Genomic DNA, 26,949 nt, shown 5'->3' on the forward strand with positions numbered 1-26,949 from the left:
GAAACAATGGCTTACAAGCGCCAGATCGGCCGGCTGCCCATCGTCCCGGCCAACGCCAAGGTTCAGAACGTCGTCTGCCACTACTGCATCGTCGGCTGCGGCTACAAGGCCTATAGCTGGGATGCCCGCTACGAGGGCGGCACGGCCCCGGCAGACAACGCTTTCGGCGTCGACCTCGCCGAGCAGCAGGGCGCGGACACGCCCGCCTGGTACGCCCCGTCCATGTACAATCTCGTCCGCCAGGAAGGGCGCGACGTCCACATCGTCATCAAGCCGGACCGGGAATGCACCGTCAACTCCGGCCTCGGCTCGGTGCGTGGCGCCCGCATCGCGGAGATGAGCTATTCGCGCCAGCGCAACACGCAGCTTCAGCGCCTCACCGATCCGCTGGTCTGGCGCTACGGCCAGTTGCAGCCGACCAGCTGGGAGGACGCGCTCGACCTCGTCGCCCGGGTGACCTCCGCCGTCATCGCCGAGCAGGGCGAGGACGGGCTGTTCGTCTCCGCCTTCGACCATGGCGGCGCCGGCGGCGGCTATGAAAACACCTGGGGCACCGGAAAACTCTATTTCGGGGCGATGAAGGTCAAGAATATCCGCATCCACAACCGCCCGGCCTATAATTCGGAAGTGCACGGCTCGCGCGACATGGGTGTCGGCGAACTGAACAATTGCTACGAGGACGCCCAGCTCGCCGACACCATCGTCGCCGTCGGCACCAACCCGCTGGAAGCCCAGACCAACTACTTCCTGAACCACTGGGTGCCGAACCTGCGCGGCACCTCGCTCGACAAGAAGAAGGCCGAGTTCGGCGACGAGCCGGTGGCCCCGGGCCGGATCGTCATCCTCGATCCGCGCCGCACGGTGACGGTCAATGCCTGCGAGATCGAGGCCGGCAAGGACAACGTGCTGCATCTCGCGCTCAACTCGGGTACCGACCTCGCGCTGTTCAATGCCTGGTTCACCTATGCGGCGGAGAAGGGCTGGGTCGACCGGGATTTCATTGGCGCTTCCACGAAAGACTTCGACGAGGCGGTCGCCGCCAACAAGGTGTCGCTCGCTGAAGCCGCGGAGATCACCGGGCTTTCCCAGGCCGATATCGTCAAGGCGATCAACTGGATCGCCGAACCCAAGGCCGGCGGCGCGCGCCGGCGCGCCATGTTCGCCTATGAGAAGGGCCTGATCTGGGGCAACGACAATTACCGCACCAACCAGTCGCTGGTGAACCTGGCGCTGGCGACCGGCAATATCGGTCGGGCGGGCGGCGGCTGCGTGCGCATGGGCGGCCATCAGGAAGGCTATTCGCGCCCCTCGGACGCGCATGTCGGACGTCCCGCCGCCTATGTCGACAAGCTGCTGATCGAGGGCAAGGGCGGCGTCCACCACATCTGGGGCTGCGACCACTACAAGACCACGCTGAACGCCATGGAGTTCAAGCGCGTCTACAAGAAGCGCACCGACATGGTGAAGGACGCCATGAACGCGGTTCCCTATGGCGACCGGCCCGCCATGGTGGCGGCGATCATGGACGCGATCCGCAAGGGCGGCCTGTTCTCCGTCGATGTGGACATCGTTCCGACCAAGGTCGGCGAGGCGGCGCACGTCATGCTGCCGGCGGCGACCTCGGGCGAGATGAACCTCACCTCAATGAATGGCGAGCGCCGCATGCGGCTCACCGAGCGCTACATGGACCCGCCCGGCGTCGCCATGCCGGACTGTCTCATCGCCGCGCGCATCGCCAACAACATGCAGCGCGTGTTCGGCGAGATGGGCAAGGCCGAGGTGGCGGCGAAATTCTCCGGCTTCGACTGGAAGACCGAGGAGGACGCCTTCATGGACGGCTATCACGGCCACGAGAAGGGCGGCGAGTTCGTCACCTACGACCTGCTGCGGCGCATGGGCACGAACGGCTTCCAGGAGCCCGCGACCAGTGTGGAGAATGGCAGGATCGTCGGCACCAAGCGGCTCTTCGCCGACGGCAAGTTCAACAAGCCGGACGGCAAGGCGGTGTTCGCAGCGACGCAGTGGCGGGGTCTGGAGGCGCCCGGCAAACAGGCCGAGAAGGACAAGTTCCCGTTCCTGATCAATAATGGCCGGGCCAATCTGGTGTGGCAGAGCGCCTATCTCGATGTCGAGAACGAGTTCGTCATGGACCGCTGGCCCTATCCGTTCATCGAGATGAACCCGGTGGACATGGCCGATCTCGGGCTTCGGCAAGGCGATCTCGTCGAGATCTACAACGACAATGGCTCGACCCAGGCCATGGCCTATCCGACACCGACGGCCAAGCCGAAACAGGCCTTCATGCTGTTCGGCTATCCCACCGGCGTCCAGGGCAATGTCGTCTCCGCGGGTGTCAACGAGTTCGTCATTCCCAACTACAAGCAGACCTGGGGCAGCATCCGCAAGATCGCCGATGCGCCCAAATCCGTCGAGCACCTGACCTTCAAGTCGAAGGAATACATCTTCTGACGGCAAAGGGCCGTCGTCGCCCCGGCGACGGCCCGATTCCCTGCCCTGAGACGCCGCGGCCTTCCGGGAACCCCGTGATGAATGTCCGACCCTCCTCTCCGCTCGACGCGGAGGGCTGCGCGCCTCCGAGAGCGACGAGAGGCTGCACGCGGCGCTCGACGACGCCATCTTCCGCAAGCCCAAGGGGCATGATTTCGTCATCGACCGCCCCGGCCAGGCCCCCGCCGTGCGCCGCCATATGAGCATGACCGGCGGCTGAGCCCGGCAGCACAACAGCGGACGCCTGCCGATCACCGCGACGGCGCCGTCCCCGTCATGGCGATGGTGGAGAGGTCCGCCTCCGCCGCCGCTGCCTTGAGCGCGGCTTCGCGGCGCTCGCTGTAGCGGCTGGTGAAGTAGTCCCGGCGGTCGCGGGTCAGCAGGGTGAACTTCACCAGTTCCTCCATCACGTCGACCACGCGGTCATAATAGGGCGACGGCTTCATCCGCCCGGCCTCGTCGAATTCCTGGAACGCCTTGGCGACCGAGGACTGGTTGGGGATGGTGACCATCCGCATCCAGCGGCCGAGCACGCGCAGCGTGTTGACGGCGTTGAAGGACTGCGAGCCTCCGCTCACCTGCATCACCGCCAGCGTGCGGCCCTGGGTCGGGCGGATGCCGCGATATTCCAGCGGCAGCCAGTCGATCTGGCTCTTGAACACGCCGGTGATGGTGCCGTGCCGCTCCGGGCTGCACCAGACCTGCCCTTCCGACCATTCCGACAGGGTGCGCAATTCCTGCACCTTGGGATGGTCCGCCGGCACGGCGTCGGGCAGGGGCAGGTCGCGCGGATCGAAAATGCGGGTTTCCGCCCCCATCGCGGCGAGCAGCCGCGCGGCTTCCTCGACCAACAGCCGGCTATAGGAACGCTCGCGCAGCGAGCCATAGAGCAGCAGGACACGCGGCGGATGCGTCATTGGCGCGGCCGGCGCCAGCTTGGCCATCTCCGGCCGGTCGAGATGGGCGGTGTCGAGGGCGTCGGTGAAATCGTCGGGCATCATCATTCGTCGGGGACCTCAGACAGCAGGAGCGCGGCGCGACAGCAAGGCGGCGAGCCAGAAGCCGACAGCGAGTAGAACAGTCAGGGCGATGATGGCGAGCAGCACGCCGTCATAGGAGCCCGACATCGACCAGATCAGCGCGGCGCCAAGCGGGGCGAGCGCGCGGGAGATGGTGCTCGGCGCCGACATCGCCCCGTTCACCGCGCCATAGGCCTCGCGGGTCAGCATTTCCGGCACGGACAGCCCGCGCACGATGGTGGTGATGCCGTTGGCCGCGCCATAGAGCAGAGCCACCACGGCGATCAGCAGGAAGCTCGGCGGCAGCACATCGAGCCCGATCAGCGCCAGCGGGAAGATCGCGACCGTGACCGAGCCGATCAGCCGCACCGGCGCGCGCGGCGCGAACACCCAGATGGCGATGCGCCCCGCCACCTGCGCCGGGCCGATGAGGGTCATGGCGGCCACCACCGAGGCGGTCTCGAAGCCCTTCTCCACCAGCAGCGGGTAGAGGTGGAAGGTAAAGGCGGAGAAGGCGGCGGAATAGGCGGTGAAAGCCACCGCCAGCGCCCAGAACACCGGCTGGCGCGCCGCCCACGCCACCGCCGCCCGGCCGCTCAGGGGCGCCGGTCCGCTGGAGGCGCGATGCGTCGGCGCGTCGGCGGCGGGGTCGATCACCGCCCAGTAGCAGCCGGCGCAGATGAGGATGTTGATCGCCGCCAGCACCAGCAGGGCGTCGCGCCAGCCGACTTGGTCGAGCAGCAACTGCACCAGCGGGATGAACACGGTGGAGGCGAAGCCGCCCCACAGGGTGAGCGCGGTGATGCCGGCGCGCGCATGGGAAGGGCCCGATCGGCGGGCGATGACGGCGAAGGCGGGATCGTACAGTGTCGCCGCCTGCAGCGCGCCGATGCCGGCCACCGCGACATAGAACAGCGCCATGGACTCGACCTGCGACCACAGCAGCAGGAGCAGTCCGGCGAGCACCGAGCCGATGGTCATGATCGCCCGGCCATGGCCGCGGTCGATGGCGGCACCGATCGGATAAGCGGCGAGCCCCGCCAGCGCGAGGCCGAGCGTGGCCGCGCCATAGAGCGCGCTCTTGGACCAGCCGAGTTCATGGCCCATCGCCTCGGCGATCAGCGGGAAGCTGTAATAGAGCGAGCCCCAGGAGCAGACCTGCCCGATGCCGAGGCCGGTAACGAACAGGCTGCGCGCGCCGGGCGGACGGTGTTCTTCCACGCCCGCGCCGAGAATATTCTCGCTCACGCACGGACTCCACAGCAGGCGGAGGGTGTTGCAGCGGGTGCAGGACCGCAGCACGCCGTCCCGGCTTCGCGCGGCGCGGTGCTGCACACGCCGGTCTCGGGGAGCACCAGGCGCACATCGCGCGCCGCCGCATGATCGCCGGCGATTTCGGCGATGACGGAGCGCACCTGCTCATAGCCGGTCATCATCAGAAAGGTCGGCGCGCGCCCATAGGATTTCGAGCCGACGATATAGAAGCCGGCTTCCGGGTGGGCGAGTTCCACCGCGCCGTGCGGCGGCACGGTTCCGCAGGAATGCAGATTGGGGTCGATCAGCGGCGCCAGCGCCAGCGGAGCCTCGACAATCGGGTCGAGCGCCGCCCGCAATTCGCGGCACAGCGACAGGTCCGGCCGCGAGCCGGTGGCGATGATGATCCGGTCGACCGTGAGGGTCTGCGCGCGGCCCGCCACGGTCGCCGCGAGGGTCAAGCTGTCGCCCGCGCGTTCGATCCGCCGGGCGGCGAACGGCGCGAGCACCGCAAGGCGGCCGGCCTCTACCGCCTGCCGCGCCGCGAGCCCGAGGGCGCCGCGCTCGGCCAGCTTGTCATCGAGACCGCCGCCCAGCATCTTCTCCAGCCCGTTGCGGCGCAGGGCCCAGATGACGCTCGATCCCGGCGCCTCCTCCTGGAGGCGAAGCAGGTCCAGCACCGCATTGATCGCGGAATGTCCGCTGCCGGCCACCAGAACACGCCGGCCGGCATAGTTCGCGCGGGCAGACCCCAGAATATCGGGAATGCCGTAGCCGATGCGGTCCTGCGCCTCGGCCTCTCCGGGAACGGCGAGGCCGTCGACGCCGAGGGGATTGGGCCGGTGCCAGGTGCCGGAGGCGTCCAGCACGGCGCGGGCTTCGGTGCGCCACTCGGCGCCATCCGCATCGCGCCAGAGGATCTGGAACGGCGCCTGCGCGCGGCCGGCTGTGGTGAGCTTGTCGAGGCCGGTGCGGGCAATGGCGTGCACCTCGGCACCGCAGTGCAGGTTCGGCGCAAGGGCAGGATGATGCGCCAGCGGTTCCAGATAGTCGCGGACGATTTCCGCGCCGGTAGGCAGAAGGTCCGGGTCCGGCTCCCGCCAGCCCTGTTCCAGCAGGAGAGCCCGGGCGGCGGCGTCCACATTGTACTTCCACGGGGTGAAGACACGCACATGCGCCCAGCTGCGCAGCGCCGTGGCAACGGCAGCCCCCCGTTCAAAAATCACCGGGGTCAGGCCGCGCCTCACTGCATGGGCGGCGGCGGCAAGTCCCACGGGGCCGGCGCCGATAATGGCGACCGGAAGGTCGGTGTCACATGCGGGGCTCATAGTCGGTCCTTCCGGCATATTGGACATGCGGGCCAAGGCGATCAGCCGACGGTGGATTCCGCGACGACGTCTTCGGCGTCGGCACAGCATTCATCGGCGAGATAACCGATCAGCGCGTGCATGGCGGGATAATGGGCACGGCAGATCAGCGTCGTCGCCTGCCGTTCCTGCGTCACCAACCCGGTGTCGACCAGGCGCTTCAGATGATGCGACAGGGTCGAGGCGGCGATGCCGATCCGCTCCTGCAGCCCCCCGACCGCCAGGCCGGAATGACCGGCCCGGACCAGCGTCCGGTAGATCTGCAGACGGGTCGGATTTCCCAGCGCTTCAAGCTGACGGGAGGCTTGTTCCAACTTCATGGAAATAGGTTAGAGGCCGCCAAGCCTCGTGGTCAAGCCATATTTCGGTATTTATCGAAATAGGGTTCGGCCACAGGACCCAGGCGCTTCAACAGGTGGCGTGCGGTCCTCTGCCACCAGGGCATCGACGATCCGGGGAACCAGCTCACGCGCCATCCGTCCGGCGCCGATCAGCGTGGCGGACGCCGCACCGGTCCAGTTGCCATAACCGGCCAGCCACAGGCGCGGCTGGGCCACCGCGCGCTGATCGACCACCTCCACCCGCCCATCCGGTTCGACGCAGCCGAGGGACCGCAGATGCGGCGGGCTCGACGGCTTCGACGACACAGGGACGCTCGATCGGGAAGCCGTAGCGTTGCTCGTAGCGGGCGAGACAGGCGATCACCTCGTCGCGGGCCGGAAAAGCGGCGGCCTCGCCCGCCGGCATCGGCCAGCCGGGCAGCGAGCTGAAGGCGGCTGGTGAAAACAGGCGCAGCGAGTCCCAGGTGTGAACCCACGCTACGCCCGGCCCCTCGCCGGCACCGAGAACGACGAAGCTCAGCCCTGCCGGCGCAGATAATAGGCGGTGGCGAGGCCTGCCTGGCCGCCGCCGATGACGACGACATCAAGATCGGTGTCGCTCACGTTGCCGTGCCGGAGGGCGCCGTGGCGGGGAACCAGCTCCTGCCCAGCCGCAGCGCGACATGCACCAGAAAGATCAGCACCGGCACCTCGACCAGCGGCCCGATGACAGCGGCGAAAGCCACCGGGGAGGCAAGGCCGAAGGCGGCGATAGCCACCGCGATCGCCAGCTCGAAATTGTTGCCGGCGGCGGTGAAGGCGATGGCCGTGGTGCGGGGATAGTCGGCCTCGATCAGCTTGCCCATGGCGAAGCTGACGAGGAACTGGACGATGAAATAGATCGTCAGCGGGACGGCGATGATCACCGCGTCCATCGGCAGGCGCACGAGATCGCCGCCCTTGAGGCTGAACATGGCGACGATGGTGAACAGGAGCGCGCCGAGCGTGATCGGGCTGATCTTCGGCAGGAACACGTTCGCGTACCACTCCGCCCCCTTGCGCGCGATGAGGACGCGGCGAGTGAGGAAGCCGGCGAGGAAGGGGATGCCGAGATAGATCAGCACCGCCTCGGTGATGGTCCAGAAGCTCACATCGACGACGCTGCCCTCCAGGCCGAAAAGCGGCGGCAGCACGGTGAGGAACAGCCACGCATAGGTGGAGAAGAACAGGATCTGGAAGATCGAGTTGAACGCCACCAGTCCGGCGACATACTGGTTGTCGCCGCGGGCCAGTTGATTCCACACCAGCACCATGGCGATGCAGCGCGCCAGCCCGATCAGGATCAGCCCGGTCATGTATTCCGGGTGGTCGCGCAGGAAGATCACGGCGAGCGCGAACATCAGCGTCGGGCCGATCAGCCAGTTCTGCACCAGCGAGAGCACCAGCACCCGCTTGTCGGCGAACACACTGTGCAGTTCCTCGTACCGCACCTTGGCGAGCGGGGGGTACATCATCAGGATCAGCCCGATGGCGATCGGGAGGTTGGTGGAGCCGACCGACAGCGTGTTCAGCGCCTCCGGCAGGCCGGTGAACACGGTGCCGAGCACGACGCCGAGCGCCATCGCCGCGAAGATCCACACGGTGAGATAGCGGTCGAGAAAGGACAGCCGCGAGGCCGGGCGGGGCGCGAGCGCCAGGGTCTGGGACATGGGGGCTCCGGTTCTCGTTCAGGCGGCGCGGTTGCCGTGGGTATCGACGACCAACTGGCCATCTTCCTTTCGGAACTCGCCGCGCTGGCGGGTCGGCAGCAGATCGAGCACGGTTTCCGACGGGCGGCACAGCTTCACGCCGAGCGGGGTGATCACGATCGGGCGGTTGATGAGGATGGGATGGTCCATCATCGCGTCGAGGAGGGCCTCGTCGCCGAGCGCGGGATCGTCGAGGCCCAGCTCGGCATAGGGCGTCCCCCGCTGACGCAGCAGGGCGCGCACCGGTATTCCCATGCGGGCGATGAGCGACCCCAGTTCCTCGCGGCTCGGCGGCGTCTTCAGATATTCGACGATCGCCGGCTCGATACCCGCATTGCGGATGAGGCCGAGCACGTTGCGCGAGGTGCCGCAGGCCGGGTTGTGATAGATGGTGACGGCGCTCGTCTCGGCGGACATGGCGCTCTCCTCAGGCGACGTCGCGCCGAAGCGGGGTGGCGCCCTCGCTGCGGCCGATCTCGTTGAGCTTCGCGCCCAGCGTCATGGTGTCGAGACTGCGGATCGGCAGGGCGGCAAAGGCGGTGATGCGGTTCTTGAGGTAGCGGAAGGTGCGCGCGAAGACCGCCTCCTTCTCGATCTCGGGGCCAACGAAGGCGGCGGGATCCTCGATGCCCCAATGCGCGGTCATCGGCTGGCCCGGCCACACCGGGCAGGTCTCGCCGGCGGCGCCGTCGCAGACAGTGAAGACGAAATCCATCACCGGCGCGTCGGCGGCGGCGAACTCGCCCCAGCTCTTCGAGTGCAGGCCCTCGGTCGGGTAGTCGAGGCTGCGCAGCGTCGTCAGGGTCAGAGGGTTCACCTCGCCCCTGGGCTGGCTGCCGGCGGAGAAGGCGCGGAAACGCCCGTGCCCGTCCTTGGCCAGGATCGATTCGGCCATGATCGAGCGGGCGGAATTGCCGGTGCACAGAAACAGGACGTTGTAGACGTGGCCGAGCGGCGTCGTGTCAGACATGGCGCGCCTCCTTGGCGGCGTTGGCTTCTGCCGGATGAACCCCTGCCGGGCAGCAGGGCTGGAGATCGGCGATCAGCGGGGCACAGATTTCGGGCTTGCCGCCGCAACAGTCCTTCAGGATGAAGGAAGCCAGATGACGCACCGCTTCGAGCCGCGCGCGGTAGATGATCAGGCGGCTCTGGCGCTCCGCCACGATCAGCCCGGCGCGGGCGAGGATGCCGAGATGGCTGGAGAGCGTGTTGTGCGGCACGTCCAGCCTTCGCGCGACCTCCCCCGCGGCAAGGCCCTCGGGCTCATGGGCGACGAGCAGGCGGAACACATCGAGCCGGGTCGATTGCGAGAGCGCCGCGAAGGCGGAAAGAGCTTGATCACTGTCCATATGTCGACGATACACGACATATGGAAATAAACAAGGAGAAAGCGCCGAAATTGGATTTCTAGAGTATCTGGCTCAGAAAGGCCTGGGTACGCTCGTCCTTGGGCGCGGAAAAGAACTCGTCCGGCGCGCCATGCTCGACGATCACGCCCCGGTCGGTGAAGTAGACCTGGTCGGCGATCTCCCGGGCGAAACCCATCTCGTGGGTCACCAGCATGCAGGTCATGCCCTCCTCGACCAGTTCGCGGATGGTGATCAGCACCTCCTTCACCGTCTCCGGGTCGAGCGCGGCGGTCACCTCGTCGAAAAGCATGACGTCCGGCCGCATGGCGAGGGCGCGGGCGATGGCCACGCGCTGCTGCTGCCCACCGGAAAGCTCGCCGGGATAGGCGTTTTCCTTGCCCGAAAGGCGAACCTTCTTCAGCAGCGCATGGGCACGCTGTTCGACTTCGTCACGGTCCTGCCGCAGCACGTGCACCGGCGCCATCATCACGTTCTGCAGCGCGGTACGATGCGGAAACAGGTTGTACTGCTGGAAAACCATGCCGACCTTGCGGCGCAGGGCGAGCTTGTCGAGCTTGGGGTCGTGGACCTCCTGGCCCTCGACCTGGATCGACCCCGCATCGATCGGCACAAGCGCATTGATGCAGCGGATCAGCGTCGACTTGCCGGAGCCCGACGGGCCGATGATGCAGACGACCTCACCCTTCATCACGTCGAAGGAGATGCCGCGCAGCACCTCGAACGCGCCAAAGGATTTGTGCACGTCGGTCAACTGAATGAGCGGCTTGTCGGGCGTCCATAGCCCGCCCGGAGTCGGATCGGCTTTCGTGGTGGGCTGCATCATCGCTACACTTTGAAACGGCGTTCGAGATAGAGCGTGAAACGCTCGATCGGATAGCAGTAGAGGAAGAAGCACAGCATGGCGAAGCCGTAGAGCGGCGCCAGCAGGTCCGGCCGGCCGCCCTCGGCGGCGTGGACCTGGGAGGTAAGAGTCAGCATCTCGGTCACGCCGACGATGGAGGCCTGGACGGTGGCCATGGTGACCAGCGAATAGAGGTTCATCCAGGGCGGCAGCATGCGCTTCACGCATTGCGGCAGGATGATCATCCACAAGGTCTGCCGGCGCGAGAAGGCGAGCGATTCCGCCGCCTCCCATTGCCCGCTCGGCAGCGAGCGCACCGCGCCGCGCACGAGTTCCGCGACATTCGCCATCACCGGCAGCGAAAAGCCGATCACCGCCTTGATCCAGTCGGGAAACGGTATGGTCGTCCCCGCGACACGGAACTCATAGGGAATGAGGAACATGGCGAAGAACAGCAGCACCAGCCAGGGTGAGTTGCGAAAGAACTGGGTGAACACCCAACCGGTCCAGCGGGTGACGGGATTGTGCCCGATCAACACCAGCCCAAGGGCGATGCCGGCTATCGTCCCGAGCAGCATGGCGAGCACGGAGATGGTGATGTTGAACAGGAAGCCGGACAGCAGCAGCGGCGACCATTGCAGGATGACCTCGAAGGCCGACCGCGTGCTGGTCCCGCCCTGGGCGAAGGCCGCGCCGCCGATCAGCGCGACGGCACCGGCAATACCGACGCCATGTATCAGGCGAAGCCTGAGCCGAAACGGCCGAGGCTCCGGGCGCCTGTAGGGATGCAGGACGGCGAACGGCACCGATGGGCGTTCCGTCATCGCCCCGCCCCCTGGCCATAACCGGGAATGGCCAGCGCGCGCTCCCAGCGGTGCATGATGAACACCAATATGCCGACCAGCACCGTGTAGGTGGCGAGAAGGATCAGCATCATGACCGGCACGTTCTGCGAGTCGGTCCATATCTGCTTGGAGACGTAAAGCAGTTCGGGCACGGCGATGGCATAGGCCAATGTCGTCGTCTTCACCAGATTGACCAGATTGTTGCTGAGCGCCGGCAGGCACACGCGCAGCGCCAGAGGCAGCACGACATGGCGATAGATGCCGAGGCGGGTATAGCCGAGCGATTCCGCGGCTTCGACGGTGGTGCGCGGCACCGCCTCGATGCCGGAGCGAAAGATCTCGACATTGAACGCGCCGGCGAACAGCGAGAGCGAGATGATCGCCCATTCCACATTGTCGATCAGAGGCACGCGCATGCCGTCGGCGTCTTCCACGCGCGGCAATATCTGCCCCAACCCGAAATAGAAGAAGAAAATCTGCACCAGCGGCGGGGTGTTGCGAAATACCGTCACGAAGCCATTGATGGCGAACCGGAGCAGCCGGAGCGGCGAACTCTGTGCCCAGGCGCCGGCGACGCCGATGACGAGGCTGGTGAAAATGGTGACGACGCTCAACATGATGGTCATGCCCAGCCCTTCGATGAAGCGCTGGCGATCATAGGCGTCGTAGACCACCGTGATGTTTATGCCGGTCGTGTCGTAGAGGGTTCTGAACCACTCCGCGATTGCATCCATACGTTCAGGTCTCGCGCTGTAAGGTCACGTGCCGGCCCGGCGCCGACCCGGACGGAAGCATGAGCTTCGCCCGGATCGGCCAAAGCGAAGCGCTCAGTTCCCCTTGTACTTGTCGTGCATGCGCTGGGAATAGGCGGTCGGCGTGATGCCCCACTTGGTCTCTTCCTGAACGATGAAGCCGGTCTTCATCCAGTCGATCGTGGTGTCGGTCATGAACTTGGCAAAGGCGCCCTCGCCCTGCGCCACGGCCAGCATCCACGGCGCCTCCATGATGCCCGGAAGCGGCATGGCGAAATCGGTGTTCCACTCGGTATCGATCAGCTTGCCCTGAACGAAGGTCTGGTCATAGAGATAACCGATGCATTCGCCGCCCTTGAGCGCGAACAGCGGCTTCTCCGAACCGTCGAAAGCCTTCACTTCGACGCCGTATTTGGCATTGACCGCCTTGTTGTACCAGGCGCCAGACGTGCCGCAGAGCACCTTGCCCTTCAGGTCCTCCCAGCTGGCGACCTTGGCCTTCTTGGACATCAGCACGTTGACCGAGTCCGAATAATATTGCGGGTCGATGCCCAGAACCGATTTGCGCCGTTCCGGCGTGTCGGACATGGTCGCGATCATCAGGTCGATCTTGCCCTGCTGCAGGAACTCGATCCGGTTGGCCGAAATCACCGGAACCAGCTCAAGCTTGACGTCCAGCCGCTTGGCGACGTCGGCGGCGAGGTCGGGCTCGATGCCGACGATCGCGCCCGAAGGATCACGGAAGCCGAAAGGCTTGTAATCCGCCTTCACGCCGACAGTAAGGACGCCCTTCTCCTTGATCTTGGCCAGAACATCGGCAGATGCCGAATGACCGATGCCGAGGAGTATGGCGAGCGTCGCGAGTGCGAACTTGTTCATTCCCGGTTTCCCCATTTGAATGATTCCGGAGGTGCCGTACCCTCCGGGTGCCCATACTATAGCCATGCCGCTCGATTGCACTACCAGATTGGGCGCCATCGGTCTCGATGCCCCCGTTTGGGCAAATAGTCTTAGCCGCCGGGCGGCGTGGTGGGCCGCACGCGCCGCGCGCATGACGCTGCCGCCACTTGGCCCACGCCAGCGCTGATGGCCGCCGCAAGGCTCGGCAGGACGGTGTGGCTTGGTGGGGCGGCGAGACAGGGGACGGCCAAGACCCGTTCAGCGCAGGCGGGCGATGCCGATGCCGTCGAGCTTGGCGCGGTCCTTTATCGATTCCTCGCTACGCGTCATCGCCTTGGAAATCGCCTTCAGCGCCATGCCCTTCTTGGCCAGCAGCTTCAGCTTTTCCAGTTCCTCATAGGTCCAGGGCTGGCGATGCCGTTCGAATCGTTCGGCCATGAGGTGCTCCTGTTTCGCCGGGACACGACCCCGGCCATTCGCGCCATCCTATAGCAGGCCCGACGGCGAAATGGTCCGGTGCGGGCGCTATCGCTTTTCTTCAGGCGCTCTTCGGCCCGTCTTCCACCTCGACGTCCGGCCGCTCGACGCCCTGCGCGACCTCCTCGTGCCACCGGCCGCTCTTGTCCTGATAGGCGATGGGCCTGGTTTCGCCGGAGGTGGATTGCCTGGCTGCCGCGGCGCGCGCGGCGGCGAGCGCGGAATCATGGGTGGGATGGGTCTCCGAGAAGACGTCGCCGAGCTTGTAGGCCCAGCCACCGTCGTGCTCGACGATCTCGTAGCGAATATGGGTCATGGTCGTCCTCCCGCCACCAACAACAGCCGAGCCCGCAGGGCGGTTCCTCCGGCTCGCCGGCGAGGGTAGCCGAGGCCGTTTTCGCACGGTTGCCGATCGCCACGGCCCGGCACCCCGAAGCCGCCACCGAGGGCGACACGGCCCGCGAGGATGTTCGGGCCGCCGGCTCAGGCCGAGGGGAGCCGGGCGAGGTGAAGGGTGACCCCGCTCTTCTCCGCGACGGCGGCAAGATCGCCGGTCGGCGCGGTTTCGGTGACGAGAAGATCGACGTCGCTCAGCGAACCGAGGCGCACCAGCCCCCGGCGGCCGAACTTGCTGCTGTCGAGGGCGAGGATCACCTGCCCGGCCTGCAGCATGGCGGCCCGCACCGCGGTGACTTCGGCATAGTCGTCGTCGCCGATGTCGCCATCCTCGTCGATGCCGCTGACCGAGATGATGACGAAGTCGAACTTGAAGGCCTGGATGAACTCGGCCGAGGACTGGCTGAACACGCCGCCATCCACCTGGCGGACGAAGCCTCCCGGCACGGCGATGGTGAAGTCGGTGCACTCGCTCAGCGTCGCGGCGACGCGCAGGCTATAGGTGACGACCCGCAGCCCCTTATGGTCGATGAGGGCGCGGGCGACGGCCTCGCAGGTCGTGCCGGTGTCGATGAAGACGGATGCGTTGTCGGGCACGAGACGGGCGATGGCACCGCCTATGGCCTCCTTGGCCGACGCATTGGCGATGCGGCGCTGGCGGTAGATGGTCGGGTCGATCGGCGTCGAGGCGACCGCGCCGCCGTGCAGCCGGCGAACCTTGCCTTCCAGTTCGAGCGCGACGATGTCGCGGCGCGCGGTCTGCGTGGTGACCGAGAAGCGGCTCGCGATCTCCTCGACCGAGATGTACCGGTTCTGCTCGAGATACTGCATCAAAAACGCGCGGCGCCGCGCCTTCTTCCCCTCGTCGTCAAACTCTTCGTCGCGAATCTGCATCTCGACTCTCGAAAGCACGCATCAAAATAGCCAGCGACCCATGCCGCGTCCATCGGGCGCCGCATGGGTCGAGGCCGCTCGGGGCCTGCCGGGTTGTGTGAGCCCCGGCAGGCAGTTGATTGAGTTGAGCCCGGAAGGGTCAGAACTTGACGCTGAGCGTGCCGGTCACGCCGTTGTCGCTCTGCCCCGAACCGAACTGCCCGTCATAGCCGATGCCGATGGTAGCATTTTCCGTGGCGGCAAACTCGATCCGCGCCCCGAGCACCGCCACATCCTCGGCGATCGGCGCACCGGCGACCGAGAACACGTCGCCGCCGACGAAGGCGAGCGCGGCATCCGGCGTGATATCGCCCGAGGCGTGCTGCCAGCCGAGGGTGCCGTGCAGGGTGGCCTGCGCCTCGCCCACATTGAAGGTGGTGGAAGCGCGCAGGCCGAGCGTGGTGAAGAAGGTGTCGAGGCTGGAGCTCTGCCCGTCCAGCGCGGTGGCCCCGCCCTGCTCGGCGAAGGCATCGTTGCTGAAGTGGACATAGGCGAGGTTCACGAAGGGTTCGAGCGTCCCCTTCTCGTTTTCGAACCGGTAGCCCAGTTCGCCGAAGACCTGCGAGGTCGCGGCATCGTAATCCGCCGTCAGCCGATCGCTGATGGTCGGGATGTTGACCTGCCGGGTGGTGTCGAGGCTGTGCCACGTGTAGGCCGCCCCGACGCGCAGGCCGACCGGGCCGACAGTGGTTCCGGCATAGGCACCGAGATGGACGTTGTCGCTGTCGGCGCTGGCGACGAGGTCGTCGAGGCTGACCGAGGTCTGGCTGTAGCCCGCCAGCATGCCGACGCGCCAGTTGCCGGGAAGGCTGGCATCGAAGCCGCCGAGAACGCCGCCGGTGTTGCTCGACAGGCCCGAGGCGTTGCCGTCGCCATCAACCTCGTTCCAGGAGCCGAAGCCGCGCATCCACAGGGCCGCCTCCTTGGTATCGCCTGCCACCGGGCGCGGGGCCTTGGTGTCGAGGCCGACCACCGTCATGTCGGCGAGCAGCGTCTCGCCGCCCGACGCGCGCAGGCGGTCGTCCATCGCGTCGCGGACGAAGCGGCTGTTGTTGATCAGCACACCATAGGTGGAGGCGTGAACCTCGCCGGCCACCTGGGTGAAGATGGAGCGCGCCGTCGCCGCGTCCTGCATGACGATGGCGTCGTACAGAGCGTTGCCATAGCCCAGGCTTTCCGCGCCACGCGCGGCCGCCTGCTGGTTGCGGGTGTAGCCGACCCGGTCGAAGGCGGTGTCGTTGCGCGCCAGGGTGAGCTGGATCTCGGTGTCGCCATAGGTCAGGGTCGGGTCGAGGAAGGCGAGGCTGGAGGTGACGTCGCCGAACTCGCCCTCGATGCCGCCGGCCGAGGTGAGGATGGTGTAGGCGGTTTCCGGCCGGTAGTCGCCGCCGGCGGCGATGCCGACGACGCTGCCACCCTCGATGGTGGTGGCGCCGGTGACGACGATGAGATCGCTCTGCCCCTCGGCGTTGACCTCGACCTCGTAGAACGAGCCCGACGCGAAGCTGAGATCACCGGCGACGTCAAGGGTGCCGATGGACTGGCCGGGCGCGATCATGCCGCCCGAGGCGATGCGCAGATTGCCGACCGTGCCGGCGCCGGCAAGGGCCGCCCCGTCGAACACGGTGGTGAGCGAGGAGTTCGCGATCGAGCCCTCGACCACCAGCAGACCCTCTTCGACCCGGGTCTCGCCGGTATAAGTGTTCTCGCCGAACAGGCCCAGCGTGCCGGCGCCGAGCTTGCTCAGGTCGCCCGTGCCGGAAATGACGCGGGCGATGGCCACCGCATTGTCGGCCTCGGCGACGTCGATCCCGCCGCCGCCGGCTTCCAGCACGACGGCACGGTCGAGCAGCGCCATGTCGGTGCCGGCGATCCGCAGCGTGCCGTTGTCGAGATGCAGGCTCGCCGCCGAAGTGCCGAGCGCGGCGTCCTCGTCGACAATGACCGTGCCGCCATCGGTGACCAGCGTCTCGCCGATGAAGCTGTGATCGTCGATGCAGTAGTCGACGATGGCCTGCTGGAAGCGCGGGTCGGTGCTGGTGCAGTCGAGCAGCGTCTTCTTCTCTTCCAGCGTCAGATCGGTGAGGATCGGGTTGCCGTTCTCGTCGGCGATCTGCCCGAGATAGACGTCCGTGCGCATGTTGTTGCGCGTGAGGTAGAATTCCTTGTTCTTCTCTTCGAACACCGGAGCCGCCTCGCCCCAGACCAGGCGGGTCTTCTCCACCTCCGCGTCGTCGACCGTCTCGGTGTAGGTCTCCAGCGCCGGGCCGATCCATTTCAGCGTGTGGGCGACCGGCTCGTGGTCGGACAGCGTCGCGCTGCCGTCATTGATGTTGCCGACCTCGTCGAGCACGCCGGTATAGGCGTCATCGGGATCGTCCTGGATGGTGTACCATTTGCCGAACGGGCGGGAGACCATGAAATGGTCGATCGTCACCCGGTCCCAGCTGGTCCATGTATTGGTGGCGTCCTCGCCGGCCGAAGGCCAGGTGGTGGTGCCGTCGCCCAGGCCGTGCGGCGCGAAGGCTTCCTGCTCCTCCGGCGTGTAGAGCAGCATGTACTGCTTCTTGAGCACGTTCATCGTCACCGGCGTGTTGGACGCCACCGGGTAGGTCTCGTCCTCGAAGGTGATGCCGTTCTGCGCCATGTCCTTGGCGATGATCTGCTCCCACTGCCGCCAGCTGAGCTGCGAATAGCTGGTCTTGCCGGGAAATTCGTCGCGGTGGGCGTTGAAATAGTCCTGGATCACGTTGCGGTAATGCGTCAGGCCGTTGGAATCGACCACCTTCATCGAAGCCGCATAGGCCTCGTATTCGCTGGCCTTGCCATCCGGCGTATACTCCGTCGCCAGCTGCTTCCACAGCGCCGATGAGCCCCCGTCGATGATGGTGCGGGCATAGAGGTAGGATTGCTGCTCGGCACTGTGCAGGCCGCGCTCGGAGACGTCGCCGGCATTGAAGTCGCCGACCAGGATGATCGGGGTGTCCGACCCGGCCGCCCAGCTGTTGAGGCCCTTGACCTCGTTGAGGCGGATATTGGGCTCGTCATAATAGTTGAGATGGACGGAGCCGATGATGGACTGCGGAACGCCGTTCTGGGCATCGATCTTCTGATAGGCGACGGCGTCGCCAAGCGTGCTGGCGCCGAACGTGCCGGACAGCCGGCTGAGCACGCTGACATCGCTGATCTGGGTGCCGGCATAGGTGCCGAGGCCGGCGTCGCCGAGCATCTGCGTCAGGCCGGGAATGTAGCGCGTATTGGTGCGCGATTCCTGCAGGGCGATGATGTCGTAATCGCCGTTGATGAAGAAGTCGGAGGTGACACCGAGGTTGGACGCGTACTGATCGCCCCAGGTGTTCAGCGTCAGGATGCGCAGCGTGCCGTCCTGCGCCTGGGCGGAGGCAGCGCCAAGGCCGCCGAGCGCGACGCCGCAGAGCAGCCGCGACGCCACCTTGATCAGACTGAAGTCACGTCGCCGGCGGGTGTTCCTGAAATTCATCGTGCAGTCCCCATGCGCCCATAGTGTCCGCGGCCGTTGCTGGAGCGGGCCGGGGGGCACCGCATGTCGGCCGGGATGTTTCGAGATGCGGGACTTTGCCATGCAAGAATGTCGTTTATATTACATTTTATACGGCAGGGACCGCCTGGGCCATCCTCGGCAAAGCAGGCGCGCGCCTTGACCGGCGCCGCGACGCGCAACGGCGCGCCGGCACGGGCCATTCGGGGTCTTTAATCTGCAACGCTTCCACCGGCTCGTCGCTCGACCGGCCGGCGGGCCGCAAACACGGCCATATTTCGGATTTAGTTCAATTTTTCTAATCCCGGCGACACCCCCTTCGGCCACGCCCGGGCGGAACCGAGCGCCTATCGAGAGCCGGAATGCGGCTTGAAGGCGCGTGAATTTTGTAAATGCAACATTCTATTGGCAACGCGATGATCGACCGGCACGCACGAGCCGTGCATCTTGATCTAGAACCCGGTTGAAGGCGCTCGAAGGCGAAATGCGTGACCGCAGTCTGCGTATTCGAGCACCGCCCATAAAGAAAATGTCACTTTGTGAACATTTTTTGGAGGTGAGAGCGCTGCCACCCGCACGGCGAGGCGTCGCCCGGCCAGAGCCGCAAACCGCCGATCCCGCTACCGCCTTCCCGGGCGCCACGTTCCTGATCGCATCCATGGTCATGCCCAGCCGCCTCGCAGGCCCGCCGTTCCACCCCGCAGCCTGGAAGCCGGCTCAGTAGAAAGCTGCGGGCGCCACCGGGCATGAAGGCATAGGCCGGTGCGCGGGGAAATCCAGATTCCTGCATCGAAGGTTGAACGAATGGCGTGCGCCCGTATTATCCCTTTCAGACTGGGCCGGATCGCAGCAATCGATGTGGCCCTTTTTCGTTCGTCCGAGCCCAAGGGAGACAGAGAACCAGCATGTGTGGAATTGCCGGTGAAGTTCGATTCGATGGCACATTCGCTGACGCGCGCGTCATCTCGTCCATGATGGATATACTTGCCCCGCGCGGCCCCGATGGCGCCGGGTTGGAAGCGCGCGGGCCCATAGCCTTCGGACACCGGCGCCTGCGCATCATCGACCTTTCCGACAAGGCCGCTCAGCCGATGGTCGATCCCGAGCTCGGGCTCACGCTGACCTTCAATGGCTGCATCTACAATTACCCGGAGCTGCGCGCCGCGCTGGAGGAAAAGGGTTACCGCTTCTTCTCCCATGGCGACACCGAGGTCATCCTCAAGGCCTATCATGCCTGGGGGGAAGCGTGCGTCGAGCGCTTCCACGGCATGTTCGCCTTCGCCATTGCCGAGCGCGACACCGGCGCGGTGGTGCTGGCGCGCGACCGCTTCGGCATCAAGCCGCTCTATTACGCCGAGGGCGGCAAGCGGCTGCGCTTCGCCTCCAGCCTGCCGGCGCTGCTGGCGGCCGGCGACATCGACACCTCGATCGACCGCGACGCCCTGCACAATTATATGAGCTTCCACGCCGTGGTGCCCCCGCCGCGCACCATTCTCAAGGGCGTGCGCAAGCTGCCGCCGGCCACACTGCGCCGCTACGCCCCCGATGGCAGCTTCACCGAGCGCACCTATTGGCGCCCGCCCTATGAGCGCCGGGCCGAAGATTCCGGGCTCACCGCCCAGGACTGGCGCGACCGGGTGCTGGACGCCCTGCGCACCGCCGTGCGCCGGCGCATGGTGGCGGACGTGCCGGTGGGCGTGCTGCTGTCGGGCGGGGTGGATTCGTCCATCATCGTCGGCCTGCTGGCGCAGGAGGGCCAGAAGGACCTCGCCACCTTCTCCATCGGCTTCGAGGAGGCCAATGGCGAGAAGGGCGACGAGTTCGTCTATTCCGACCTCATCGCCCGGCACTTCGGCACCGACCATCACAAGATCTTCGTGCCCTCCTCCGACCTGATGGGGGCACTGCCCGACACCATCCACGCCATGTCGGAGCCGATGGTGTCCTACGACAATATCGGCTTCTACCTGCTCTCGCGCGAGGTCTCGAAGTCGATCAAGGTGGTGCAGTCCGGCCAGGGCGCGGACGAGGTGTTCGCCGGCTATCACTGGTATCCCCCGCTCGCCGACAGCAACGACGTGGTCGGCGACTATGCGCGCGGCTTCTTCGACCGCGATCACGCCACGCTGGCCCGCCAGCTCGGCCCGGAATGGATGGCCGACACCGATGCCAGCCGTGACCTCGTCGCCGCGCATCTGCTGGCGGACGGCGCCGCCACCCCGGTGGACCGCGCGCTGCGGCTGGATTCGCAGGTGATGCTGGTCGACGACCCGGTGAAGCGGGTCGACAACATGACCATGGCCTGGGGGCTGGAGGCGCGGGTGCCCTTCCTCGACCATGAGCTGGTGGAACTCGCCGCCACCATTCCGCCCGCCTTCAAGCTCGCCCACGGCGGCAAGGGCGCGCTGAAGGACGCCGCCCGGCTGGTGGTGCCCCATGAGGTGATCGACCGGCCGAAGGGCTATTTCCCGGTGCCGCAGCTCAAATACATCTCCGGCCCCTATCTCGACATGGTGCGCGACGTGCTGGGCTCGCAGGCGGCGCGCGAGCGCGGGCTGTTCCGGCAGGACTATCTCGACACCCTCTTCGCCGACCCGGTCTCCCACATCACCCCGCTGCGCGGATCGGAGCTGTGGCAGGTGGCGCTGCTGGAGATGTGGCTCCAGTCGCACAGCGTCTGAGCGGGAGGAGAGCGACGTGAAATCCAATTGCGCCTTCGATGTCGGCTGGGGCCGGCTGATCTTCGGCCAGACCTTCGACAATCTGTCGGACCTCGTCGCCACGCTGCGCGAGGAAGGACCCGACCGGCGCGACATCGCGGTCTATATCGACGAGCCGCATGTGCTGCTGTCGCACGCGCCGCAGGAGGTGTTTCTCGATCCCTCCCACACCTTCCGCCTGAACCTTGCCGACTACCGCCCCTCGGAACGGCCGCTGGCCGGCTTCGTCATCCGCCCGCTGGCATCGGGCGCCGATGCCGACGCCATCAACCGCATCTATGCCTCGCGCGCCATGGTGACGGTGCCGTTGCAGTTCTTCCAGTCGGAACGCTCGCCCGACCCGATCACCTATCTGGTGGCCGAGGACGAGACCACAGGCCGGGTGGTCGGCACGGTGACAGGGGTCGATCATGGCCTCGCCTTCGACGATCCCGCGCGCGGCGCCTCGCTCTGGTGCCTCGCGGTGGACCCGCAGGCGCGCCAGCCCGGCATCGGCGAGGCACTGGTGCGCAGCCTGGCCGAGCATTTCGCCGCACGCGGCGCGGCCTTTCTCGACCTCTCGGTGATGCACGACAACAATCAGGCCATCGCCCTCTATGAGAAGCTCGGCTTCGAGCGGGTGACCTTCTTCACCGTGAAGCGCAAGAACCCGATCAACGAGAAGCTGTTCGCCGGCCCGGAACAGAATGAGGGCTACAATCCCTACGCCCAGATCATCATCAACGAGGCCCGCCGCCGCGGCATCATGGTCGAACCCATCAACCCCGGGAACGGCTTCTTCCGGCTGAGCTTCGGCGCCCGCTCGGTGCGCTGCCGGGAGAGCCTGTCGGAACTGACCTCGGCGGTGGCGATGTCGATCTGCGACGACAAGGCCATCACCCGCCGCATCGTCGCCGAAGCGGGGGTGCGTGTGCCCGAGCAGCTTACCACCGGGGTGCCAATGGAGGAGATCGCCGCCTTTCTCAAGCGGCATGGCCGGCTGGTGGTGAAGCCGGCGCGCGGCGAGCAGGGGCGCGGCATTTCCGTGGGCGTGACATCGCTGGACCAGCTCGACGCCGCCGTCGTCGAGGCCCGCAAGGTGGCCAGCGACGTGCTGGTCGAGCAATGCGTCGAGGGCGAGGATCTGCGCCTCGTGGTCATCAACTTCAGGGTGGTCGCCGCCGCCATCCGCCGCCCCGCCACGGTGGTGGGCGACGGCAGCAGCACCGTCCTCGAACTGATCGAGGCGCAGAGCCGCCGCCGCGCCGCCGCGACCGGGGGCGAATCCCGCATTCCCGCCGATGGCGAGACCGAGCGGACGGTGCACGACGCGGGCATGGCGATGGATTCCGTGCTGCCCGCCGGCGAAGAGCTTCGGGTGCGGCGCACCGCCAATCTGCACACCGGCGGCACCATTCACGACGTCACCGACATGGTGCATCCGCTGCTGGTCGAGGCCGGCATCAAGGTGGCGCGGGCGATCGACATTCCGGTGGTCGGCGTCGACCTGATGGTGAAATCGCCGATGGAGCCCGACTATGCGTTCATCGAGGCGAATGAACGCCCGGGCCTTGCCAATCACGAACCGCAGCCGACCGCCGAACGGTTCATCGACCTCCTGTTTCCGCTCGCCATTCCCGCCGGCGTGCGGCAGGTGATGGAAGCTCCGCAGGCCAGGGGAGACGCATGACGCGGCTGACCATCGACGCCGACTATCTCGCCAAGGTGCTGCGCAAGCTGCTCGCCATCCCCAGTCCCACCGGTTACACCGACACCATCGTGCGCTTCGTCGCCAAGGAGCTCGCCAGCTTCGACCTCAAGGTGGAACTGACGCGGCGCGGCGCCATTCGCGCCAACCGCCCCGGCGGCACCCATCTCGGCGCCCGGGCGCTGGTCGCCCATGTCGATACGCTCGGCGCCCAGGTGAAGCAGCTCAAGGACAATGGCCGGCTCGCCCTGGTGCCGATCGGCACCTGGTCGGCGCGCTTTGCCGAAGGCGCGCGCGGCATCATCTTCACCGAGAAGGGCAGCTATAGCGGCACCATCCTGCCGCTGAAGGCTTCCGGGCACACCTTCAACGACGAGGTCGACCGGCTGCCGATCGGCTGGGACCATGTCGAAATGCGTGTCGATGCGCGCGCGCGCAACGCCGACGACCTCGCCCATCTCGGCTTCGAGGTCGGCGACATCATCGCCATCGACCCACAGCCGGAGTTTCTCGACAGCGGCTTCATCGTCTCCCGCCACCTCGACGACAAGGCCGGCGTCGCGGTGATGCTGGCGGCGCTGAAGGCCCTGCACGACGCCAAGGCGGAAACGCCGGTCGACATCCACTGGCTGTTCTCGATCTCGGAGGAGGTCGGGGTCGGCGCCTCGGCGGTGCTCACCGCCGATGTCGCCTCGCTGGTCGTGATCGACAACGGCACCACCGCGCCGGGGCAGAATTCCGACGAGTTCGGCGTCACCCTCTCCACCGCCGACCAGAGCGGGCCGTTCGACTACCATCTCACCAAGAAGCTCGCCGAGTTGTGCCGGACCAACGACATCCGCTACCAGAAGGACCTGTTCCGCTATTACCGCTCGGATTCGGCCAGCGCGGTGATCGCCGGCGCGGATGTGCGCACGGCGCTGATCACCTTCGGCGTCGACGCCTCGCACGGCTATGAACGCATCCACATGCACGCGCTGCGCTCGCTGGCGGAGCTGGTGACGGCCTATGTGGTCAGCCCGGTGGAGATCACCCGCGACTTCCAGCCGACGGCGGATCTCAGGGGCTTCACCCGCCAGCCGACCAAGGAAGCGGTGCCGGAGCTTTCCCCCGAGAGCGAGAACGAGGATCTGGAGGAATAGCCGCCTCGTCAAAAAATCTCCCCCGGGACGCTCCCCACCCTGAGCGACCCGGGGCCTTCGTGGCGGTCAGGGCGCGCAACGTGCGGCCGCACCTTTCCACGAAGCGCCGGCGGAACCCGCATTCCGCCGGGATATTCAGAAGTCGATTTTCATCGTCGCGTTGAACCCGTTCTGGGTGACGCCGTCGCCGAACTGGCCGGTATAGGCGACGCCCAGCGTGGCGGTGGCGCCGACCAGCACATCGAGCCCCGCCTCCACCACCGCGGCATCCTCGGCGATGGCGATGCCCGCCGTATCGAACGACGCCGCGCCGAGAAAGGCCTGGGTGGCAACCGGGGTGATGTCGCCGAAGGCGTGCCGCCAGCCCGCCGTGCCGCGCAGCGTGGTGGACAGGCGGCCCAGCGCGATGTCCTTCTCCAGCCTGACGCCGAGCGTGGTGAAGCTGGTGTCCATTCCCGAGCCGGTGCCGGCGAGCGCGGCCGCGCCGCCCCGTTCGCCAAAGCCGTCGGTGTCGAGGCTCACATAGGCGAGGTTGGCGAAGGGCTCGAAGGCGGCAAGCGCCGTATCCCAGCGATAGCCGAGCTCACCGAAAGCCTGGAACAGGCCGGCATTGTAGTCCGCCTTCAGGCTGTCGGCGTAGCCGGCAAAGGCCACCGAGCGCGAGGTCGACACGTCCTGCCACGTATAGGCGAGGCCGGCGCGCAGGGCGAGCGCGCCCCACTGGTTGCCGCCATAGACGCCGAGATGCCAGTTGTCGCTGTCGCCCGACGACGCCCGCCCGTCGACATCGAACGAGGTGGCGCTGTAGCCGCCGGCGAGGCCGAGGCGCCAGCCGGCGGCGAGCGCCGTGTCGGTGCCGATCAGGAATCCGCCGGTGGAGCCGGAGAGCGACGCGGCGTTGCCGGTACCGTCGAACTCGCTCCAGGAGCCGAAGCCGGTGGCCCAGAGCGCCGGCCCGGGAGCGCTGGCGGGAGCCGCCTTATAGGCCATGCCCTGCTCGATCGCCCGGCCGGCGTCGCTCATGCCCGCGCCAGCGGCCGGGCCATAGCTCAGCACCGGGGCCGAAGAGGCGCCCACTGCCCCCTGCGCGGCGCGCAGCCGGTCGGTCATCGCGTTGCGGACCAGCCCGCTCTGCTCGACGAACAGGCTCTGCGCCGAGGCGTGCACCTCGCCCGAGAGCCGGTCGAAGGCCCCGCGCGCCTGCGCATCGGTCTGAAGGAACAACAGCGCTTCGCGCAGTCCGCTGGTCGGACCCTTTGTCGGCAGTGTATCCAGCGCCGCGGCCGTCGCGAGCTGGTTGCGCGTCGCCGCGGCCGCAGTGAAGGCGCGGGCCTGGTCGAACCGGACGAAGATGTCGTTGCCGGTGTTGGTGGAGGTAAGGCCGACAAAGGCGGAGACCGGCACCTCCCCGGCGACGCTGCCGAAATTTCCGTCCACGCCATCGGCGGCGGTAAGCACGTGATAGTCAGTGCCGAAGGCGATGCCGTCCACGCCGCGCATGCGGATGCCGGCGCCGCTGTCGATGGTGGCCGTGCCGGCAACCGAGATTAGGTCCGCTTGGCCGGCAAGGTCGACATCGATGATGTAGGTCGCGCCCTTCTCAAAGGAGATATCGCCGCTGAAGCTGGCGATGTCGCCGGCGCCGCCATCGGCAAGGCTGAAGATGCCGTGATTGGCGAAGCTCTCCAGACCATCGAACCGGGTGGTTTCCGCCGTGTCGGCGATGGCCGCGGCATAGATGGTGCCCGTGCTGGTCAGCACGTCCGCGCCGGCACCGAAATCGTTGATGCCGGTCACCATCCAGACCCGCGAATTCTCGAATGTGTCGTCCGCGCCGGTGAGCGAGACCCGGCCGATCAGTATGCCGTCATTGGCGAGGACGATCCGGCCACCGGAGGCTTGGACCACCACCTCGCCGGAGGCGGCGGCGATCTGGTCGCGGGTGATCTCGCCATCGAGCACGGGCAGCGGCTGGCTGATGATGACGCCGCCGGCCTCGTTGGTCAGCGTCGCGCCACCCGTCCCCGCCTCCTCGGAATAGGCCCCGCTGTCGATGACAATGCCGCCGGTGATGAAGCCCGTCTGCTCGAACTCGTCGGCATCCAGCCCCGAACCGTTGACGATCGAGACACGCGCGCCATCGGCATAGATTCCGGCAGAGCTGCCGGAGGAGATAAGGCCGCCGCGATTCTCGATCAGCGTGTCGCCCTCAACCAGGTAGGCGAGCACGCCATAGTCGCTCGTGCTGGTGATCTGGCCGCCGGCGCCGTTGCGCAGCTCAACGTCGCCCGCCACCTCGACGAGGGAAACGCCGCTGTAAGTGCCGCCCGCGAGCACGCCGCTGCCGTTGATGACCTTGGCGTTGCCGGCGACGGACCAGATATCGACGCCGTAGCCGGAGCCGGTCATCGTGCCGCTGCCGTTCAGCACGGTCACGTCGCCACCGATGTCCCATGCGCCGAGCGCCGTCGGGCCGGTGATCGAGCTGGCATCGTTCGATACCCATACATCGCCGCTGACGGAGTAGGCGAAGACGCCCGTGCCGTCGCGCGCCGTGCCGACGATACTGCTGCCATTCTCGTTGACGAGGGTCAGGCTGTCGGCACGCCAGACATTGACGCCGGCGGTGTTGCCGGTGATGGCGTGGTCGGCCCCGCCGGAATTGGTCAGCTTCACCGAGCCGACCTCGTAAAGGACGACGCCCGAGGAGTATCTACCCGTCCCGCTGACCGAGCCGGCGACGGTGACGTCAATTTCCGACGCCACCAGTTCGAGGCCGTTGTCCTTGGTGGACATGCTGCCGACCGTGCCGGTGATCTTGCCGTCGGTGGTCTTCAGATAGACGGCATCGCCATAATTGTTGGTGATGGTTCCAGCGGTCTGGTCGATGGCGATGTCGCCGCCGGCGGAGAGGGTGATGTCGATGCCGTCCGCCACGTCGGCGGAGACGTTCACCGTGCGGTCCGTGCGCCCGCTGGTGACGGTCTCGTCATAGCCGTTCGGCGAGGGCGTCGCGCAGGTGACGACGCTGTCGTCGCGCACGCAATCCGCCCGCGCTGGCGTAGCGAGACCCACCATGGCGGCGACGACGGCGGCTCCGCCGACGACGGTCCTCTTTGCCGGCTGGCTATCGGCGTTCCACATGTCCGTGCC

General features: G+C 66.8%; 22 protein-coding genes and 1 pseudogene. 5 read left to right on the top strand and 18 right to left on the bottom strand.

From position 1 onward, the window contains the following. The first annotated feature begins 6 nt into the window (after nt 1-6). Nucleotides 7-2,469, top strand: coding sequence for an arsenate reductase (azurin) large subunit (locus tag KHC23_RS23705; RefSeq protein ID WP_213376177.1), 2,463 nt, complete (start codon nt 7-9; stop codon nt 2,467-2,469). A 106-nt stretch (nt 2,470-2,575) separates the two neighbouring features. Further along, nucleotides 2,576-2,728: pseudogene (locus KHC23_RS24610) on the top strand (GTP 3',8-cyclase MoaA); the annotation flags it as partial. A 31-nt stretch (nt 2,729-2,759) separates the two neighbouring features. On the opposite strand, the gene arsH reads toward KHC23_RS24610, so the two are convergent. From arsH to KHC23_RS23790, 17 genes are all read right to left on the bottom strand, one after another. Continuing rightward, nucleotides 2,760-3,509 (bottom strand): arsenical resistance protein ArsH, encoded by a 750-nt coding sequence (gene arsH / locus KHC23_RS23710; protein ID WP_213376269.1) that lies wholly within the window; start codon nt 3,507-3,509, stop codon nt 2,760-2,762. A 15-nt stretch (nt 3,510-3,524) separates the two neighbouring features. After that, nucleotides 3,525-4,775 (bottom strand): MFS transporter, encoded by a 1,251-nt coding sequence (locus KHC23_RS23715; protein WP_213376178.1) that lies wholly within the window; start codon nt 4,773-4,775, stop codon nt 3,525-3,527. Further along, nucleotides 4,772-6,109, bottom strand: a complete 1,338-nt coding sequence (locus KHC23_RS23720; protein WP_213376179.1) for an NAD(P)-binding protein — start codon at nt 6,107-6,109, stop codon at nt 4,772-4,774. Before KHC23_RS23720 ends, KHC23_RS23715 begins: the two co-directional genes overlap by 4 nt. A gap of 41 nt (nt 6,110-6,150) precedes the next feature. Continuing rightward, nucleotides 6,151-6,468, bottom strand: a complete 318-nt coding sequence (locus KHC23_RS23725) for an ArsR/SmtB family transcription factor (RefSeq protein WP_213376180.1) — start codon at nt 6,466-6,468, stop codon at nt 6,151-6,153. Between the two features lie 51 nt (nt 6,469-6,519). Then, nucleotides 6,520-6,795 (bottom strand): hypothetical protein, encoded by a 276-nt coding sequence (locus tag KHC23_RS24615; protein ID WP_246544919.1) that lies wholly within the window; start codon nt 6,793-6,795, stop codon nt 6,520-6,522. A gap of 293 nt (nt 6,796-7,088) precedes the next feature. Further along, on the bottom strand, nt 7,089-8,177 hold the full coding sequence (gene arsB / locus KHC23_RS23735; protein WP_213376181.1) for an ACR3 family arsenite efflux transporter: 1,089 nt from the start codon (nt 8,175-8,177) through the stop codon (nt 7,089-7,091). Between the two features lie 18 nt (nt 8,178-8,195). Beyond that, on the bottom strand, nt 8,196-8,633 hold the full coding sequence (arsC, locus tag KHC23_RS23740) for an arsenate reductase (glutaredoxin) (RefSeq protein WP_213376182.1): 438 nt from the start codon (nt 8,631-8,633) through the stop codon (nt 8,196-8,198). Between the two features lie 10 nt (nt 8,634-8,643). Next, the gene (locus tag KHC23_RS23745; protein WP_213376183.1) at nt 8,644-9,186 is read right to left on the bottom strand and encodes an arsenate reductase ArsC; all 543 of its coding nucleotides are present in this window, start codon (nt 9,184-9,186) and stop codon (nt 8,644-8,646) included. Continuing rightward, nucleotides 9,179-9,565 (bottom strand): ArsR/SmtB family transcription factor, encoded by a 387-nt coding sequence (locus tag KHC23_RS23750; RefSeq protein WP_213376184.1) that lies wholly within the window; start codon nt 9,563-9,565, stop codon nt 9,179-9,181. The genes KHC23_RS23745 and KHC23_RS23750 overlap by 8 nt, the downstream gene beginning before the upstream one ends. Before the next feature lie 58 nt (nt 9,566-9,623). Further along, entirely contained in the window at nt 9,624-10,406 is a 783-nt protein-coding gene (locus KHC23_RS23755) for an amino acid ABC transporter ATP-binding protein (RefSeq protein WP_213376270.1), read from the bottom strand. 5 nt (nt 10,407-10,411) lie between these two features. After that, on the bottom strand, nt 10,412-11,251 hold the full coding sequence (locus KHC23_RS23760) for an amino acid ABC transporter permease (RefSeq protein ID WP_213376185.1): 840 nt from the start codon (nt 11,249-11,251) through the stop codon (nt 10,412-10,414). Then, nucleotides 11,248-12,006 carry an amino acid ABC transporter permease gene (locus KHC23_RS23765; RefSeq protein ID WP_213376186.1) on the bottom strand — a complete coding sequence of 253 codons (759 nt, stop codon included), beginning with the start codon at nt 12,004-12,006 and terminating at the stop codon, nt 11,248-11,250. Before KHC23_RS23765 ends, KHC23_RS23760 begins: the two co-directional genes overlap by 4 nt. A gap of 93 nt (nt 12,007-12,099) precedes the next feature. Beyond that, on the bottom strand, nt 12,100-12,903 hold the full coding sequence (locus KHC23_RS23770; RefSeq protein WP_213376187.1) for a transporter substrate-binding domain-containing protein: 804 nt from the start codon (nt 12,901-12,903) through the stop codon (nt 12,100-12,102). 279 nt (nt 12,904-13,182) lie between these two features. Then, complete coding sequence (locus KHC23_RS23775; RefSeq protein WP_213376188.1) at nt 13,183-13,362, bottom strand: hypothetical protein; 180 nt, start codon at nt 13,360-13,362, stop codon at nt 13,183-13,185. Nucleotides 13,363-13,462: 100 nt separating this feature from the next. After that, entirely contained in the window at nt 13,463-13,717 is a 255-nt protein-coding gene (locus KHC23_RS23780; protein ID WP_213376189.1) for a DUF2188 domain-containing protein, read from the bottom strand. Nucleotides 13,718-13,884: 167 nt separating this feature from the next. Further along, nucleotides 13,885-14,691, bottom strand: coding sequence for a DeoR/GlpR family DNA-binding transcription regulator (locus KHC23_RS23785; RefSeq protein WP_213376190.1), 807 nt, complete (start codon nt 14,689-14,691; stop codon nt 13,885-13,887). Nucleotides 14,692-14,830: 139 nt separating this feature from the next. Further along, a complete protein-coding gene (locus tag KHC23_RS23790) occupies nt 14,831-18,229 on the bottom strand; it encodes an autotransporter domain-containing protein (RefSeq protein ID WP_246544921.1) in 3,399 nt (1,132 codons plus the stop codon). 923 nt (nt 18,230-19,152) lie between these two features. Here KHC23_RS23790 and KHC23_RS23795 point away from each other — a divergent pair. Genes KHC23_RS23795 through KHC23_RS23805 form a run of 3 tightly spaced genes read left to right on the top strand, consistent with a single transcriptional unit; the run spans nt 19,153 to nt 23,796 of the window. Next, on the top strand, nt 19,153-20,928 hold the full coding sequence (locus tag KHC23_RS23795) for an N-acetylglutaminylglutamine amidotransferase (protein ID WP_213376191.1): 1,776 nt from the start codon (nt 19,153-19,155) through the stop codon (nt 20,926-20,928). 16 nt (nt 20,929-20,944) lie between these two features. Next, complete coding sequence (ngg, locus tag KHC23_RS23800) at nt 20,945-22,636, top strand: N-acetylglutaminylglutamine synthetase (protein WP_213376192.1); 1,692 nt, start codon at nt 20,945-20,947, stop codon at nt 22,634-22,636. Continuing rightward, nucleotides 22,633-23,796, top strand: coding sequence for an osmoprotectant NAGGN system M42 family peptidase (locus KHC23_RS23805; RefSeq protein WP_213376193.1), 1,164 nt, complete (start codon nt 22,633-22,635; stop codon nt 23,794-23,796). Before ngg ends, KHC23_RS23805 begins: the two co-directional genes overlap by 4 nt. Before the next feature lie 135 nt (nt 23,797-23,931). On the opposite strand, the gene KHC23_RS23810 is transcribed toward KHC23_RS23805, so the two are convergent. Continuing rightward, nucleotides 23,932-26,940 carry an autotransporter outer membrane beta-barrel domain-containing protein gene (locus KHC23_RS23810; protein WP_213376194.1) on the bottom strand — a complete coding sequence of 1,003 codons (3,009 nt, stop codon included), beginning with the start codon at nt 26,938-26,940 and terminating at the stop codon, nt 23,932-23,934. Nucleotides 26,941-26,949: the final 9 nt, after the last annotated feature.

Source organism: Ancylobacter dichloromethanicus, assembly GCF_018390645.1.
GTDB lineage: Bacteria > Pseudomonadota > Alphaproteobacteria > Rhizobiales > Xanthobacteraceae > Ancylobacter > Ancylobacter dichloromethanicus.